The 16,741-nt window shown below is 64.3% G+C and carries 13 protein-coding genes; 12 read left to right on the top strand and 1 reads right to left on the bottom strand.

All coding sequences use genetic code 11. The features are described 5' to 3' along the window. Positions 1-153 precede the first annotated feature (153 nt). From AC4FWB_RS07225 to AC4FWB_RS07210, 4 genes are all read left to right on the top strand, one after another. Positions 154-393 (top strand): hypothetical protein, encoded by a 240-nt coding sequence (locus AC4FWB_RS07225; RefSeq protein WP_491025223.1) that lies wholly within the window; start codon positions 154-156, stop codon positions 391-393. Next, on the top strand, positions 387-3,581 hold the full coding sequence (locus AC4FWB_RS07220; RefSeq protein ID WP_491025222.1) for an efflux RND transporter permease subunit: 3,195 nt from the start codon (positions 387-389) through the stop codon (positions 3,579-3,581). The genes AC4FWB_RS07225 and AC4FWB_RS07220 overlap by 7 nt, the downstream gene beginning before the upstream one ends. 15 nt (positions 3,582-3,596) lie before the next feature. Beyond that, positions 3,597-4,751: an efflux RND transporter periplasmic adaptor subunit gene (locus tag AC4FWB_RS07215; protein WP_491025221.1), complete on the top strand. Its 1,155-nt coding sequence runs from the start codon at positions 3,597-3,599 to the stop codon at positions 4,749-4,751. A 432-nt stretch (positions 4,752-5,183) separates the two neighbouring features. Beyond that, the gene (locus AC4FWB_RS07210) at positions 5,184-5,459 is read left to right on the top strand and encodes a hypothetical protein (protein WP_491025220.1); all 276 of its coding nucleotides are present in this window, start codon (positions 5,184-5,186) and stop codon (positions 5,457-5,459) included. Positions 5,460-5,859: 400 nt separating this feature from the next. Here the strand turns inward: AC4FWB_RS07210 and AC4FWB_RS07205 are convergent, their stop codons facing one another. Then, positions 5,860-6,765, bottom strand: a complete 906-nt coding sequence (locus AC4FWB_RS07205; RefSeq protein ID WP_491025219.1) for a LysR substrate-binding domain-containing protein — start codon at positions 6,763-6,765, stop codon at positions 5,860-5,862. Between the two features lie 100 nt (positions 6,766-6,865). On the opposite strand from AC4FWB_RS07205, the gene AC4FWB_RS07200 reads away from it, so the two are divergent. From AC4FWB_RS07200 to AC4FWB_RS07165, 8 genes are all read left to right on the top strand, one after another. Continuing rightward, complete coding sequence (locus AC4FWB_RS07200; protein WP_491025218.1) at positions 6,866-7,657, top strand: HalD/BesD family halogenase; 792 nt, start codon at positions 6,866-6,868, stop codon at positions 7,655-7,657. Between the two features lie 98 nt (positions 7,658-7,755). After that, the gene (locus AC4FWB_RS07195; protein ID WP_491025217.1) at positions 7,756-8,460 is read left to right on the top strand and encodes a GntR family transcriptional regulator; all 705 of its coding nucleotides are present in this window, start codon (positions 7,756-7,758) and stop codon (positions 8,458-8,460) included. A 14-nt stretch (positions 8,461-8,474) separates the two neighbouring features. Further along, on the top strand, positions 8,475-9,578 hold the full coding sequence (locus tag AC4FWB_RS07190; protein ID WP_491025216.1) for a mandelate racemase/muconate lactonizing enzyme family protein: 1,104 nt from the start codon (positions 8,475-8,477) through the stop codon (positions 9,576-9,578). 3 nt (positions 9,579-9,581) lie between these two features. Beyond that, positions 9,582-10,766: a mandelate racemase/muconate lactonizing enzyme family protein gene (locus AC4FWB_RS07185; RefSeq protein ID WP_491025215.1), complete on the top strand. Its 1,185-nt coding sequence runs from the start codon at positions 9,582-9,584 to the stop codon at positions 10,764-10,766. Between the two features lie 246 nt (positions 10,767-11,012). Then, positions 11,013-12,677, top strand: a complete 1,665-nt coding sequence (locus AC4FWB_RS07180; protein ID WP_491025213.1) for an ABC transporter substrate-binding protein — start codon at positions 11,013-11,015, stop codon at positions 12,675-12,677. 71 nt (positions 12,678-12,748) lie between these two features. Continuing rightward, a complete protein-coding gene (locus tag AC4FWB_RS07175; protein WP_491025265.1) occupies positions 12,749-13,702 on the top strand; it encodes an ABC transporter permease in 954 nt (317 codons plus the stop codon). After that, positions 13,699-14,583, top strand: a complete 885-nt coding sequence (locus AC4FWB_RS07170) for an ABC transporter permease (protein WP_491025212.1) — start codon at positions 13,699-13,701, stop codon at positions 14,581-14,583. The genes AC4FWB_RS07175 and AC4FWB_RS07170 overlap by 4 nt, the downstream gene beginning before the upstream one ends. Further along, on the top strand, positions 14,576-16,603 hold the full coding sequence (locus tag AC4FWB_RS07165) for an ABC transporter ATP-binding protein (RefSeq protein WP_491025211.1): 2,028 nt from the start codon (positions 14,576-14,578) through the stop codon (positions 16,601-16,603). The genes AC4FWB_RS07170 and AC4FWB_RS07165 overlap by 8 nt, the downstream gene beginning before the upstream one ends. Positions 16,604-16,741: the final 138 nt, after the last annotated feature.

Below are 16,741 nucleotides of genomic sequence, written 5' to 3'. Positions count from 1 at the left end.
TATATCACTCGCCGTCAAACGACAAGGCCCTCCGATAGCCCTGCCAGAGTGAGATAGGACGTGAAACCTGCCTGTCATGCGGCTTCGGCCGGTGAATTCGAGAAAAAAGCGGCTCGTGATCATCCGATGCGGGCCGAGCAAGGAGCCACTCCTATGCAAAAGCGCAAAGACCTGACGATCGACGAAGCCATCCGGGATCCGATGATCCGGCTGGTGATGAAGGCGGACGGGATCGACCCCAAAGCCTTCGAACGGATGCTGCGCTCGCGCGCGGCGGAACAGGCGCCGGACGATGAGGTCCTGCCATCCTTCCTGCAGGATTCCGGCTCCGGCCGGTCCCGGCGCCTGCGCCATTTCGCAAAACCGTTCGGCGAGGCGTCCGCATCATGGTAAATTTCTTCGTCAACCGCCCGATCTTCGCGTCGGCGATCGCCATCATCATGGTGCTCGCCGGCGCGATCGCCTATTTCCTTTTGCCGGTCTCGCAGTTCCCCGACATCACGCCCCCGCAAGTCGTGGTCAGCGCCCACTATCCCGGTGCCAGCGCGCAGGTCGTGGCCGATACGGTCACCACGCCGCTCGAGCAGCAAATCAACGGCGTGCAAGGCATGACCTACATGTCGTCGACGAGCTCGAACGACGGCTCCTCGACCATCACCATCACCTTCGATGTCGGCTATCCGCTGAGCACGGCGGCCGTCGACGTGCAGAACCGCGTCTCGCAGGCCGCATCCTCCCTGCCCGCGATCGTCAACCAGGGCGGCGTGACGATCAAGAAGCAGAACCCCAATTTCGTTTTGATCGTCGACCTCACCTCGCCCGACGGCTCGGTCGATCCGGTGGCGCTGAGCAACCTTGCCTATCTGCAGGTGGTCGACCCGCTGAAGCGGCTGCCGGGCGTCGGCGACGTGCAGATCTTCGGCGAGCGCCGTTATTCGATGCGCGTCTGGCTCGATCCGGACAAGCTGGCCAATCTCGGCATCACCGCCGTCGACGTGCAGAACGCCATCTCGGAACAGAACGTTCAGGTGGCGGCGGGCAAGATCGGCCAGTCGCCGGCGCCTGCCGGCACCGCCTTCGAGATGCAGGTCAACGCCGTCGGCCGCCTCAGCGACCCGAAGGAATTCGGCGACATCGTCGTGCGCGCCAATTCGCAGAACGGCTCGCTTGTGCGGCTGCGCGACGTCGCGCGCATCGAGCTCGGCGCGCTGCAATATTCCTCCTCCGCATTCTTCGGCAAGGACCCGACCGTGGTGCTCGCCGTCTACCAGATGCCCGGCTCCAACGCGCTCGACCTGCAGCAGCGGGTCAAGGACAAGATGCAGGAGCTGTCGGCGCGCTTCCCGAAGGGCGTCCACTACGCCATGCATTACGACACGACGCGCTTCGTCTCGGCCTCGATGCATGACGTGCTGATCACGCTCGGCGAAGCGCTGGTGCTGGTCGTGGCGGTGGTGTTCATCTTCCTGCAGAGCTGGCGCACCACCATCATCCCGACCATCGCCATCCCGGTGTCGCTGATCGCGACGCTGGCGGTGATGTACATGCTGGGCTTCTCGCTCAACATGCTCTCACTGCTCGGCATGGTGCTGGCGATCGGCCTCGTCGTCGACGATGCGATCGTGGTCGTCGAGAATGTCGAGCGACAACTGGAAGCAGGCCTCAAACCGCTTGCCGCGACACGCGCGGCAATGGCCGAGGTGACGGGACCGATCATCGCCACCACCGCGGTGCTGATGGCGGTGTTCATCCCGGTCGCCTTCATCCCCGGCGTTTCCGGGCGGCTCTACAATCAGTTCGCGCTGACGGTAGCGATCTCGGTCGGCATCTCGGCCTTCAACTCGCTGACGCTCAGCCCGGCGCTGAGCGCCGCATTCCTGCGCCATCGCGGCGAGACGCAGTTCGTGCTGTTCCGCTGGTTCAACGCCGGCTTCGACTGGCTGTCGCATGCCTATGCCCATGGCGTGCGCATCCTGATCAAGCTGCGCTGGGCCATGCTCGGCCTGTTCGCGGCCGGCCTGGTCGCGACCTATTTCGTCTGGCAGAAGCTGCCCTCGACCTTCCTTCCGGTGGAAGACCAGGGCTATTTCTTCGTCGTCATCCAACTGCCCGACGGCGCTTCGCTGGAGCGCACCGACGCGGTGGCGCAAAAGGCGCGCGACATCCTGCAGAACACGCCAGGCGTCGACATCGTCGGCTCGATCAGCGGCCTGAACTTCCTGACCAGCGCCGCGCAGTCGAACTCGGCGGTGGAGTTTGCCATCCTGAAGCCGTGGGACGAACGCGGGCCCGACCAGAACGCCTCGAAGCTGGTCGCTGAGGTACGCAACAAGTTGTTGCAGATACCGGAGGCGTTCGCGCTGTCCTTCGATCCGCCCTCGATCCCGGGCCTCGGCACCACCGGCGGCTTCGAATTCCAGGTGGAGGACCTTTCGGGCCGCGGCAGCGCCGCGCTCAACGAGGTGACACAGGCGCTGATCGCCGAGGCGCGCAAGCAGCCGGAGCTCAATCCGCAGCAGCTGTTCTCTTCCTTCTCGACGTCGACGCCGCAGTTCAACTACGACCTCGACCGCAGCAAGGCGAAGCTGCTCGGCCTCAACCTGCCGGACGTTTTCAACACGCTGCAGATCTATCTCGGCTCGCTCTACGTCAACGACTTCAACCTGTTCGGCCGCACCTTCCGGGTGACGATCCAGGCCGACAAGGACGCGCGCGGAAACGCGAACGACATCTCGCGGCTCTATGTGCGCAATGCGTCCGGCGGCATGGTGCCGCTGAGCACGCTGGGCAAGCTGGTGCCGATCGTCGGGCCAGAGACCGTGCCGCACTACAACAACAACGCGTCAGCGCTCATCAATGGCGGCGCGGCTCCCGGCTTCTCGTCCGGACAGGCGGTGGCGGCGATGGAGCGGGCGGCGGCGAACGTGCTGCCGCGTGACTTCGGCTACGAGTGGACCGGCATCACCTATCAGGAGCTCAAGGCCGGCTCGATCGCCTCGGTCGTGTTCGGGCTGGCGATCGTCTTCGTCTTCCTGATCCTGGCGGCGCAGTATGAAAGCTGGGCGATGCCCTTCATGGTGCTGCTCGCCGTGCCGCTCGCCTTGTTCGGCGCCTTCGTCGTCTTGCTGCTTCGCGGCATGCAGATCGACGTCTACTCGCAGATCGGCTTCGTCATGCTGATCGGCCTGGCGGCGAAGAACGCGATCCTGATCGTCGAGTTCGCCCGACGGCGGCGCGAGGAAGGCCTGACCATCGTCGAGGCGGCGATGGAAGCCGCACGGCTGAGGCTGCGGCCGATCCTGATGACGGCCTTCGCCTTCATCCTCGGCGTGCTGCCGCTGATGTTTGCTACGGGTGCGGGTGCGGCCAGCCGGCAGTCGATCGGCACCACCGTCTTCGGCGGCATGGTGGCGGCGACCATCCTGTCGCTGGTCTTCGTGCCGGTCTTCTACGCGGTGATCGAAAAGCTGCGCGAACGCGGCGGCGAGACCGAACCTGTCGCGGGGCACCAGTATGCCCCGCACCAACAAGACATTGAACCGACCGCCGAGCCCGTGCGGCTCGCCGATGCGGCCGAATAGGATTGGAGAGACTTCATGCGTAAATGGAAAATCGCTTTAGGAACGGCCGTCGCGCTGGGCGCGATTTCGGTGGCAAGTGTGCATTTGCTCGACATGGGCAATCTGAGCCTCAACGCCAGCACGGCGGGCGCGGCACCCGCGCCCAAGGCCTTCGTCATGCCGGTGCCGGTGGTGAACGTCGTCAAGAAGACGCTGCCGATCTATCTCGACTATGCCGCCCGCGTCGAGCCGATCCGCAGCATCACGCTGCAGGCGCGCGTGCCGGGCTACCTGCAGGAGCAGACGGCCCAGGACGGCAGCGACGTCAAGCAGGGCGACCTGCTCTACAAGATCGCGACCGAGGACTATCAGGCAGCGCTTGACCAGGCGAAGGCGCAGGTCGAGCGCGACACCGCGACGCTCGACTATGCGCGCTCCAACCTCGGCCGCGGCAGCGAGCTTGCCAAGAGCGGCTACCTCGCCAAGGACAGTTTCGACCAGCGCACCAGCACTTTGCGCGGGGCCGAGGCGGCGCTGCTGCTCGACAAGGCGGCGGTGCGGACGGCCGAGCTCAATCTCGGCTATGCCGAAATCAAGGCGCCGTTCCCGGGCCGCATCGGCCGCAACCAGGCCTCGGTCGGCACGCTGGTCAGCGTCGCCGGCACGGTGCTCAACACGCTGGTGCAGCTCGACCCGATCTACGTCACCTTCAATCCGAGCGAGACGGACCTCGTCGAGATCGAGCAAGCCAGGGCCGCCGGCCCGATCGCCGTCGACGTGCTGCTGCCCGGCGAGACCGAGCCAAGCCAGAAGGGCCAGCTCACCTTCATCGACAACACGATCGACCATTCGACCGGCACGATCACGGCCCGCGCCACGATCGGCAACGCCAAGTTCACGCTGCTGCCTGGACAGTATGTTCGCGTCCGGCTGCATGTGAAGGAACAGCCCAACACGCTGATGGTGCCGCAAGTGGCGCTAGGCTCCAGCCAGCTCGGCAAATACCTTTACGTCCTCGGCAAGGGCAACACGGTCGACCAGAAGCTGGTCTCGCTCGGGCCGACCGAGGGCGACCTGATCTCCGTGACCTCCGGTATTTCCGAGAGCGACCAGGTGATCACGGGTAATTTGCAGAAGATCGGACCCGGAATGCCGGTTTCTCCCTTGCCGCAACCGAAACCGGCCAGCTGATAACCCCCATCAGTTTCCGGTCCCGACGGCGCCCTCGGTTCCCACGCCGAGGGCGCCGTTTTGCCATTTGCCTTCAGCAAATTCCGGCTATGCGCTTTTTCCTGGAATTGCTTCGAGCAGCGCGACGGGCCGGGCGGTTCGACACGGGCAGCTTGCAGCCGTTTCTGCGTCGTTCGGGTGCGTCGTTCAGGTGCGTCGTTCGGGTGTGATCCGCCTGCGCGACTACTTTGTCGCGAAGGATTCGAAAATGGTCAACATTTCCTGCGTCTTCGCGCTTGGTATATCCGACAGATGGTCTCACACCATTTCGACCAGTCTGAGAAGTCCTGACCCTATGCCTTCGTACGGATTGCATTTTTTGATTTGCTTCTTCCATCATTGTGTGGGTAGACTTGGCACAAGGCTGCTGGGCACATCGCAGGAGATAGACAGATGGCTAAGCAGGAAAACTCGATTGAATCCGCACATCGCATGAAACTCCGGGAGTTGGATTGGGAAGATCTGACCGAAGCGGGCGCCTATGTCGAAATCGGCAGCGGCGATCTCTATCGGTTTCCGAAGGAAGCCCTAATTCAGGGTGGATCTCCTCTCGTGACCAAGGAAAGTCACGGGGCGTCAAGGCTGCTTCAGGTCAGCACTGATCCATATGTGACCACGATGAAGGCTCGGCTCATTTGCGCTCAGCACAACGTCGAGCCTAACTTCTAAGACATACCCCAGGCCATGGGGGCGGAATAAAACCGCCCAGCAATACGCCGACGCTCCGGTGGCCTAGGGGGGCGACCCAGTGTCCACGCTCAACTGTTCACAACTGCTCATTGTCAACGGCGGTCGGAATCAAGGCCAGATCGGACGACCTTCCCAGCTATGACGGCGTCGCCTGCTGCTTGAACGGCGCGATCCCGAGGCCCGGATGAAACCCAGCATGCTGGACGTGTTCCGCCGCAGGAACGCGGCCCATTGCGTCACCATGGTTGAAGGCAGCGCATGGTCACGGTGTCTCAGCTCGGCAAGTACCTTGATCCCTCGACACCTCGCCGGCAGCGAATGCCTGGGAGGTGTTGCCATCGGAGGTCGATGAGGGGTTGAGCACGGCGCCTCTGGGATGTCACGAGGGCGCCGTCCTACTCAGCAGATCAACAAGACCGACGATGTCAGCGCGCTCGGCCTTCGCTGGAAGCATGAAGGCGCAATAGGGCTGGCCGAGGCGCACTGAAACCGGCGAGAGCGCGATCAGCCGTCCTGCTTCCAGGTCGGTACTGGCCATCACCCTTTGCCCCAGGGCAATTCCCAATCCCAGCCTTGCGGCGCCGATCGCCAGGCTGGATAGGCCGACGCGGCGGCCGTGCGAGGGGTCCGGCGCGCGGTTGCCGCCTGCCGCCGCGAACCAATCCGCCCAGGTCGGATGCGATGCATAGTTCGGCCCCCAGTTGGTGTGGATGAACTGGCTCTCATGCACATTCGACAGGTCGAAGGCTTCGTTGCCGTGGCGCTGCCTGAACTCGGGTGAAGCGACAGGCAGCACGTCGTCATGGACGAGACGGACCAGCTTAAGCGCCGGATAGTGATAGTCGCCGTAGCTGATGCGCAGGTCGATGTTCTGGCGCACCACGTCGACGGGGTCGTCCTCGACACGGACGTCGATCGCCATCTGCGGGAAGCCGTCGAGCAGCACGGCCAGCCGGGGCGCCAACCAGAGTTCGGCCAGCGAGAACGGCACGCTGACGACAAGGCGCGTTCGCAAGCCGCCTTCCAGCATGCGCCGGCCGACCGCCGCGATCTCGCCCAGCGCCCGCGCCGTCTGCGGATAGATGGCATGGCCGGCATCGGTGAGCGTGATGCGATTGCCGTTGCGCACGAAGAGCTGCTTGCCGAACCAGTCCTCCAGATTGCGGATCTGCTGGCTGACCGCGGCCGACGAGACACCGAGCTCGGTGGCGGCAAGCGTGAAGCTGCCGGCACGCGCCGCGACCTCGAAGGCCCTGACCGCATTCAGCGGCGGAAGCTTTTCCACATCGCCTCTCCAAAAGTTTTCCTTACGGAAGCCTAACAATTTTCCGCGTTGAGAGAAAGATTTCCTTGCTGTGTAGTGGCCTCAGATTTTGGAGGACGCAATGATCAAAGACATTCTCGACCTGGACCGCTACCCGCTCGACCGCGAGGGCAGCCCCGAATGGCAGCGCCTGGTGGAGGAATCGGCCGCGGCGCTCAAGGCGAACGGCATGTTCAACCTGGAAGGCTTCCTGCGCCCGGGCGTTGCCGAACAGGCGGTCGCGGAAATCCGGCCGGTGATGGATGCGCGCTCGCACACGCACAAGCGCATGCACAACATCTACTTCAAGCCCTCGATACCGGAGCTTTCCCCCGACCACCCGGCGCTGCTCAAGGTCGAGACGGTCAGCCATACGGTCTGCGCCGACCAGATTCCCGGCAGCATCGTGCTTGCGATCTATGAATACGAACCGCTGGTCCATTTCCTGGCGGCGGCGATGGGCAAGCCGCAGTTGCATGTGATGCAGGATCCGCTCGCCCGCGCCAACGTCATGGGTTATCGCGCGGGCGAGGCTCTCAACTGGCATTTCGACCGCTCGGAATTCACCACGACGCTCCTGCTGCAGGCCCCGGAGCGCGGCGGCGACTTCGAATACCGCACCGATCTCCGCTCGGACGACAACCCCAACTATGACGGGGTTGCGCGGCTGCTCGAAGGGCGCGATCCCGACGCAAAAATCCTGCGCATGAAGGCCGGCACGTTGAATGTCTTCCGCGGCAAGAACACCGCGCATCGCGTCACCACGGTCGAAGGCGAGCGGGAGCGCATGATCGCGGTGTTTTCCTACTATGAGCGGCCCGGCGTCACGTTCAGCGAGGAAGAGCGGATCGGCTTCTATGGTCGAGCGGCATAAGCCCGAGACCTGTCGCAATCCAGAATCCCGAAAATATCCTCTTGTTAGATTGTCGACAATCTGTTTGTCTTGCAACCGGTTCATCCGGAGTGGGACGCATGGCGAAGCTGGATTTCAGTCCGATCGCGGATACGACGCGCAGGGCGGAGATTGTCGCCCTGCTCAGGCGCGCCATCCTGACCGGCCAGCTGGAGCCCGGGCAGAAGCTCAACGAGCTCAGGATTTCCGAGCAGATGCGGGTGAGCCGCGCGCCGCTGCGCGAGGCGATGCGCGAGCTGGTGCAGGAAGGTATCCTGACCAGCATTCCCTATGCCGGGACCTTCGTCATCGACGTCACCGCCAAGGACATCATCGACGCCTATTCGTTGAACAAGGTGCTCGACGAGTTCGCCATCGAGCTCACCTGGCCGCAACGCGACCAGCGCTTCTTCGATGAGCTCGACCGCCGCCACGAGGCGGTCAAGCAGGCGACGCGGGCGCTCGACACCACGCGCCAGATCGAGACGGCGCTGCAGTTGCACGGGCTGATCTACGAATGGGCCGACAATTCGGTGCTGCTGGAGACCTGGCAGCGGCTGACCAGCCGGCTGCAGATGTATTTTGCCCTGCATCAGCGGGCCCGCAACGAGCCGGTGCCAGCCGAGGACGTGCACGAGACCTATGTGGCGCTGCTCAAGGGCAAGGATATGCGCGCCGCCCAGCGCCATGCGCGCGAGCATATCGACCTCGATTTCGAAGAGCTTCTTGCCTACGCGCGCGGCCTCGAAAAGCGCGCCTCGAAGGGCGCCGACCGACCTCGCTGACAACGGACACCAACGTGAAGATCAAAAGCATAAAAGCCTACCATGTCGTGCAGCCCTTCGTGGACGGCCCCTACCGCATGTCGAAGGGGCGGGTCGCCGATTGTTTCGACGCGGTGATCGTCGCCATCACCTCCGACAGCGGCGTGACCGGCTGGGGCGAGATGGCGCCGCTCGGCAATTTCTACTCGGCCGCGTTTCCAGCGGGAACACGCGCGGGCGTGCCGGAAATTGCGCCGCACCTTATCGGCCACGACCCGCGCGGCCTTGCTGGCATCGGCAGGCTGATGGACACGGTGTTCAAGGGCCATCCTTACATCAAGGCCGCGCTCGACATGGCCTGCTGGGATCTCGCCGCCCGCGCGGCCGACGTGCCGCTGGTGACGATGCTCGGCGGCCGCGAGAGCGAGACGGCGGAACTCTACCGGGTCGTCACCCACGGCACGGTCGATCAGATGGCGGCACTTGCGAAGCGCATCGTTGCCGACGGCTACCGCCGCCTGCAGGTCAAGGTCGGCGGCAATGTCCGCGACGACATCGAACGCGTGACGGCGGTGGCCTCGGCCGTGCCGAAGGGCACGGTGATCTTCTGCGACGCCAATGCCGGCTGGACGCCCTACCAGGCGCGCCAGTTCGCCGATGCCACGCGCGGCATCGACTACACGTTCGAGCAGCCCTGCACGACGATCGAGGAGAACATGTCGGTGCGCCGCATGCTCGACAAGCCGATGGTGCTGGACGAATCCGTCACCTCGCTGAGTGAGATGCTGGAAATCCACCGCCGCGGCGCGGCCGACGGGCTGACGCTGAAAATCTCGCGGCTGGGCGGCGTGACGCAGACCCGCCTCATCCGTGACGTCGCCGTCGACCTCGGCTTCATGATCACGGTCGAGGATACCGGCGGCGCCGAGATCGACACGGCCGCCATGGCGCATCTGTCGCTGTCGACGCCGGAAGAGCGCCGGCTGCATGCGATCGCCTTCCACGAATGGGTGACGGTGCGCACAGCTTCCAACAAGCCGCCGGTGACGGGCAGCCGCATGGGCATTCCCGATGGACCCGGCCTCGGCATCGATGTCGACCCCGATCTGCTCGGCCAGCCGTTCTTCGAGGTCGGCTGAGAGATGAAGATCAGGCGCGTCAAGGCAACGCCGATCAATTACAGGCTGGAAGCGCCTTACGTCTGGGTGTTCGGCGAGCTCGACGGCTTCTCGCCGACCATCGTCGAGGTCGAGACCGAGGACGGGCTTGTCGGTCTCGGCGAAGCGCCGACGCCGGCGGCCGCGGCAATCATCAACGATGTGCTGGCGCCCCGGCTCACAGGCCGCGACGCCTTCGACATCGCCGGCGCCGAGCATGTCTGCGTCCCCTTCTGGACCGGCGTGCAGTCGATCAACGACCGTACCCGCATCATGGCCTTCGGCGCCATCGAGATGGCGCTGTGGGACCTGCGCGGCAAGGCGTGGAAGCAGCCGCTTTACCAACTGCTTGGCGGCGCAGTGCGCAAGGAAATCCCCTTCACCGATTATTTTTCGCTGCGCGGCGATGGGCCGAAAGTGAAGGGCGAAAAGACGCCGGAAGCGGTCGCCGACTATTGCGTCGAACTCCGCGAGCGCCACGGCACGACCTTCTTCGAAGGCAAGTTCTCGACGCAAGACCCGAAGATCTCGCTCAGAATGGTCGAGCTGATCCGCAAGAAGCTCGGCGACGATGCGATGATCCGCATCGATTCCAACCAGGCCTATTCGCTTGCCACCGCCCGGCAGCTCGCGCGGCCGCTGGAAGAGCTTGGCGTGCGCAACTGGGAAGACCCGGTCGCGACCATCGAAGAGATGCGCGAGCTTCGCCGCCACACCTCGATCCCTTTTTCGACACACAACATCGACATCGCGCGCGCCATGGAGCTCAAGGTTCCGGATGCCTTCGTCGGCAATCCGACGGCGCATGGCGGCATCGGCCGCATGCTGCGCTTCGTCGGCGCCTGCGAGCATGCCGGCATCGACTACTGGTGCTACAGCGGCGACACTGGCATCGGCAGCGCCTGCTATCTGCATCTTTGCGCCGCGCTCGGCTGGATCCGGGAGCCCAACCAGTCGCTGTTTCGGATGTGGCCTACGGACGTGATCGAGGAAGGGCCATTCGCGCCAAGGAACAATGTCGTGCCGGTGCCGGAAGGCCATGGGCTCGGCGTTACCTTGTCGCGCGACAGGCTTGCCGCCTGCCATCGCGATTTCGTCGAGAACGGTCCCTGCAACAAGTACCACGACCCGGAAAAGCCCGGCACCTACCGCCGGCTGCCACTGAACTGAAGGAAAGGAGGCGACAGACCGAGTAGAAAGCGGCCGAAATTTCGATCGGACCGCAAGACCGGACAAAGGCATGCATCAAGAAAATCTGACCTTCCCGCCGTAAGCAGCGGATGGACCGGACCAAACCGCATGCTAAAGTTCGATCGACTGAAATTCTTGACGATGGCCGGGACAGGAGAACTCCACGGAATTCGTCAACCGGAATGCACTCGCCAACCACAAGAACTGGGGAAAGGGTTTAGACCCATGAGCAAGAACTATCGCATTCTCGATCTCATCCGGCGCAACCGCACGCCGCTGGAAAACCACCTCATCGACGGCCTGATCGACGGCCGCGTTAGCCGCCGCGATTTCGTGCGCCACGGCAGTCTGCTCGGCCTGTCGCTGCCGCTGCTCGGCCGCATCGGCATGGCGGCCGGCTTCGGCGCCGCGCCCTCGCTTGCCCGCGCCCAGGGCGCGCCGGGCGCCACCATCCGCGTCGGAAGCAACGTGCCGTCCGCCGCCATCGATCCAGTCACCATCGCCGACGCCGGCGGTCTGCTGGTGCTGCAGCAGGTGGCTGAATTCCTCTGCATCGACGGTCCGGACCTGGTGCTGAAGCCGGCGCTGGCGGAGAGCTGGAAGCCGAATGCCGATGGCACGGTGTGGACCTTCGTGCTGCGCAAGGGCGTGAAATTCCACTCAGGCGGCGAGATGAAGGCCGACGACGTGGTGGCCAGCATCGACCGTCTCGCGGACCCTGCCAATTCGTCCAACGCGCTGTCGGTGTTCAACGGTATCCTGCAGAAAGGCAACACCAAGAAGGTCGACGACTATACGGTCGAGTTCCACCTTGACGCGCCGAACGGCAACTTCCCCTACATGGTGTCGTCTGACAACTACAACGCCGTCATCATCCCGGCGAGCTACAAGGGCGGCTACGAACAGAGCTTCGACGGCACCGGTCCGTTCAAGCTGGAAAAATATACGGCCAAGGTCGGCGCGTCCTTCGTGCGCAACGACGATTATTGGGGCGAGAAGGCTTTGCCGGAACGCACCGAGTTCACCTTCTTCTCCGACATGCAGGCCCAGATCCTTGCCTTGCAGGGCGGCCAGATCGACATCATCAACCAGATGCCGGTGCTGGCTGGCGTCGGCCTGCTCAACGATCCCAACGTCGACATCATCAGCCTGAAGTCAGTAGCTCACCAGCAGCTGCACATGCAGTGCGACGCCGATCCGTTCAAGGACCCGCGCGTGCGCCGGGCGATCGCGCTCAGCATCGACCGCAAGAAGCTCGTCGCCGGCCTGATGAAGGGCCGCGCCCAGGAAGGCAATGACAGCCCATTCGCGAGCGTCTACCCGTCGACCGACGCCAGCGTGCCGCAGCGCGAACAGGATATCGCGCAAGCCAAGCAGCTGATGGAAGCGGCCGGCGCCGGCAAGGGCTTCAAGGTGACGCTGACCACCGAGCGCTATCTCGAAATTCCGGAATACGCCCAGCTCATCCAGAACTGGGTCAAGGAGATCGGCATTCAGCTCGAGCTCAACATCCTCGACCAGGGCGCCTATTACGGCGACGCGGTGTTCGGCAAGTCGAACTGGCTGGATTCGGTGATGGGCATCACCGACTACGGCCACCGCGGCGTGCCGAACGTCTACCTTGCGGCACCGCTGAAGAGCGACGGCACCTGGAATGCCGCGCACTTCAAGAACAAGGACTACGACCAGCTGGCGACGAGCTATATCGCTGCCCTCGATCTCGAGGCGCAGAAAGCCACCGCCGGCAAGATACAGAAGCTGCTGCTCGAGGAAACGCCTGTGATCTTCGGCTATTTCTACGACTACCTGACGGCGACGGCGAAGGGCGTGACGGGCGTGCAGCCCACCGCCATGTCGCAGTTGTTCCTCGAGAAGGCTTCGAAGGCCTGACGCGAGCGAACAAATCTATCCCTGAAAGCCGGCTCTCCACCGAGAGCCGGCTCCAATAGGAGTATTTCGCCATCCTCGCTTTCCTCGTCCGGCGCCTGGCTCTGTCGCTCGTCACGCTGTTCCTGCTCAGCGTCATGGTGTTCCTCGGCGGCCAGGTGCTGCCCGGCAATGTCGGGCGCGCCATATTGGGACCGTTCGCCGACCAGCGCGCCGTCGACGCGCTCAACCACTCGCTCGGCGTCGACCGGCCGCTGCTCGCCCAATACGGAACCTGGATCTGGAATTTCCTGCACGGCGACATGGGCACGTCCTACATTTTCCGCGCGCCGGTCGCGCCTTTCGTGATCGAGGCGCTCGGCCATTCGATGAAGCTGGCGCTCGTCGCTTTCGTGCTGGTGGTGCCGATCGGCATCCTGGGCGGCGTCATCGCCGCGCTCAACCTCAACCGGCCGCTCGACCGCATCATCAGCCTCAGTGGCCTGTCGGTGACGGTGCTGCCGGAATTCGTCACCGGCATCATCCTGATCCTGATCTTCGGGGTGTGGCTGCGCTGGCTGCCGATCGCGGCCGCCTGGCCGAAAGGCGCCGGCTTCTTCACCCAGCTCTATTATCTCATCCTACCGTCGCTGCCGCTGTTCCTGGTGCTGTTCGGCTACATCGCCCGCATGGCGCGGTCCGGCATGATCGAGGCGCTCGACTCCGATTATACGCGCACTGCCGTTCTGAAAGGCCTGCCATGGCGCACGGTGATCTGGCGGCACGTGCTGCGCAACGCGCTGTTGCCGACCATCACCGTCATCGCCACGCAGACCGGCTATCTCATCGGCGGCCTGGTGGTGATCGAGACGCTGTTCCGCTACCAGGGCATCGGCTCGCTGATCTTCACCGCAGCGCGCGGCAAGGATTTCCCGATGCTCGAGGCCGGCATTCTCACCATCGGCATCGTCTATGCGGTGGCCACACTCGTCGCAGACTTCCTCTATTCGGTGCTCAATCCGCGCATCCGGCTGGGAGCAGAGCAATGAGCTCGACAGATATTCCCGCGAACCTGCCAGCGCCGGACGCCGCGTCGCGGCGCGGCCCCTGGGGCGAGGTTCTGCATTCGCTCCTGCGGTCAGGCACCTTCCTGACCGGGTTCGGCATCGTCCTGTTCTGGGTCATCTGCGCGCTGTTCGGCGAGCATTTCGTGCCTTACGACCCACTCGCCGACGACATCATCAACGCGCTTGCGGCACCGTCGGCCGAGCACTGGTTCGGCACTGACCAGATCGGCCGCGACGTCTTCTCGCGCGTCATCGTCGGCTCGCGCGACATCCTGACGGTGGCGCCTTTGGCCACGATCCTGGCGACCGTTGCCGGCACCGCGCTCGGACTCCTGATCGGCTATTTCCGCGGCATCGTCGACGACATCGTCAGCCGCGTGCTCGAAGCCTTCATGGCGATTCCGGTGGTGATCATCGCGCTGCTCGCCATCGTGGCGCTCGGCACTTCGAAGATCACCGTCATCGTCGTTATCGGCCTGAGCTTCGCGCCGATCATCGCCCGCACCGTGCGCTCGGCGGTGCTTGCCGAGCGCGAGCTCGACTATGTCGCGGCGGCAAAGCTGCGCCACGAGGGCGCGCCGCACACGATGTTCGTCGAGATCCTGCCCAACGTCATCCCGCCGATCCTGGTCGAGACGACGGTGCGACTTGGCTATGCGATCTTCGCCGTCGCGACGCTTTCCTTCATGGGCTTCGGCATCCAGCCGCCCTCTCCCGACTGGGGGCTGTCGATCTCCAGCAATTACGGCATGATCGGTGGCGGCTTCTGGTGGACGGTGCTGTTCGATGCGCTGGCGATCGCCTCGCTGGTGATCGGCGTCAACCTGGTGGCGGACGGCGTCCACGGAGCGTTCAATGACTGAGAAGAACGCGCTCGAGCTCAACGATCTTTCGGTCGCCTATCGTGTCGGCGGCCGCAACCGGGCGGTGCTGCGCAATGTCAGCCTCGAGATCGGCCGCGGCGAAGCCTACGGGCTGGTCGGCGAGTCCGGCTGCGGCAAATCCACCGCGGCGCTGTCGGTGGTGCGCTATCTGCCGCGCAACGGCTCGATTACCGGCGGCTCGATCGCGCTCGATGGCCAGGACGTGATGAAGCTCGACGCCGAAGCGCTGCGGCGGGCGCGGGCGGAAAGCGTGTCGATGGTCTATCAGGATCCCGGCAAGGCGCTGAATCCTTCGCTGCGCATCGGCCGGCAACTGACCGAAATCTTCGAGCTTGCCGGCATCTCGGGACAAGCAGCGAGCGACAAGGCGATAGCCATGCTGAACCGGGTGCGGATTTCCGATCCGGCCAGCGTCATGCAGCGCTATCCGCACCAGTTGTCCGGCGGCATGCAGCAGCGCGTGGCGATCGCCATGGCGCTGGCCAACGATCCGTCGATGCTGATCCTCGACGAGCCGACGACCGGCCTCGACGCCACCGTGGAAGCCGAAGTACTCGACCTGATCGGGCAATTGCGGCGCGAACTGTCGGCCTCGATCCTGTTCATCAGCCATAACCTCGCCGTCGTCTCCAACATGTGCGACCGGGTCGGCGTGCTCTATGCCGGCATGCTGGTCGAGGAAGGCTCGACGAAGGACGTCTTCAACGACCCGCGCCACCCCTACACGGTGGCGCTGTTGCGCTGCCTGCCGCGCGGCGGCCAGCGCAAGGACCAGGGCCGACTCGACACCATCCCCGGCTTCCTGCCCGGCATCGGCGCCAATATCGTTGGCTGCGCCTTCGCCGACCGTTGCGCGCTGGCCACGGAGCGCTGCCGCAGCGAGCCGCCGCCGCTTTACGAGCTTGGCGACGGCCGGCTGTCGCGCTGCCACTACCATGACAAGGCCCAGTCGCTGCCGCGCGCGACGCCCGCCGATGTTCCCGCCGTAGCGCCAAAGCAGGCGCCACCGGTGCTGCAGGTCGAAGGGCTGAACAAGACCTATGCCAGCCACGGCCGCCCGTTGAGGGCGGTGAAGGATGTTTCTGTCAGCCTCAGGCCCGGCGAGACGCTCGGCCTTGTCGGCGAATCCGGCAGCGGCAAGACCACCTTCGCCAGGCTTTTGCTCGGCCTAGTGCCTCCTGACGAAGGCGGCAGCATCGAGCTCGAGGGCAAGCAGCTGGCGCCGCGGCTTGCAAGCCGCTCGGAAGATCAGGTCAAGGCGGTGCAGATCGTCTTCCAGAATCCGGATTCGGCGCTCAACCGCTCGCATTCGATCCGACACATCCTCAGCCGCGCATTGAAGCGGCTGGGCGGGCTCACCGGCAAGACACTGGACACACGTCTCGAAGAGCTCGTCCGTTCGGTGCGGCTCACCGACCGGCATCTCGCGGTCAAACCGCGCCAGCTTTCGGGCGGCCTGAAGCAGCGCGTGGCGATCGCGCGCGCCTTTGCCGGTGATCCGCGCATTGTCGTCTGCGACGAGCCGACCTCGGCGCTCGACGTCTCGGTGCAGGCGGCGATCCTCAACCTGCTCGCCGACCTGCAGTCGAAGCAGGATGTCAGCTACATCTTCATCTCGCACGACCTCGGCGTGGTGCGTTATCTGTCCGACAGGATCGCCGTGCTCTATCTCGGCCGCATCATGGAATTCGGACCGTCGGAAGCGGTTTTTTCCGGCCCGCATCACCCCTACACCGAGGCGCTTCTGTCGGCCGTGCCGAAACTCGACCGGGCCGAAAACTCGCGCATCCGTCTCGACGGCGAAATCCCGAGCGCCGCCAATCCGCCGAAGGGCTGCGTCTTCCACACGCGCTGCCCGCGCAAGATCGGCGCGATCTGCGAGACGCAGGAGCCGGAACTGGCCGAGGCCGAGCCCGGCCACACGATCCGCTGCCATATTCCTTTTGAGGAACTGGCCAGGCTGCAGAAACCGAAGCTCACCGCAGCGGAACCGGCATAGCGGCCGACAGGCGAATGGATATCCGCTTCCTGGCCAAGAGCCGCCTATGATTTGCGACTCTCGCCGAGACTACACAGGACCGACGACGATTGCTGTCTGACCATTTTTGATTTCACCGATCTGTGGTAACTTAGAGAG

This window comes from Mesorhizobium sp. LEGMi-168a (genome assembly GCF_058312955.1).
Note: the sequence above shows the minus strand (reverse complement) of the source record. Positions and strands in the feature narration are given on the sequence as shown.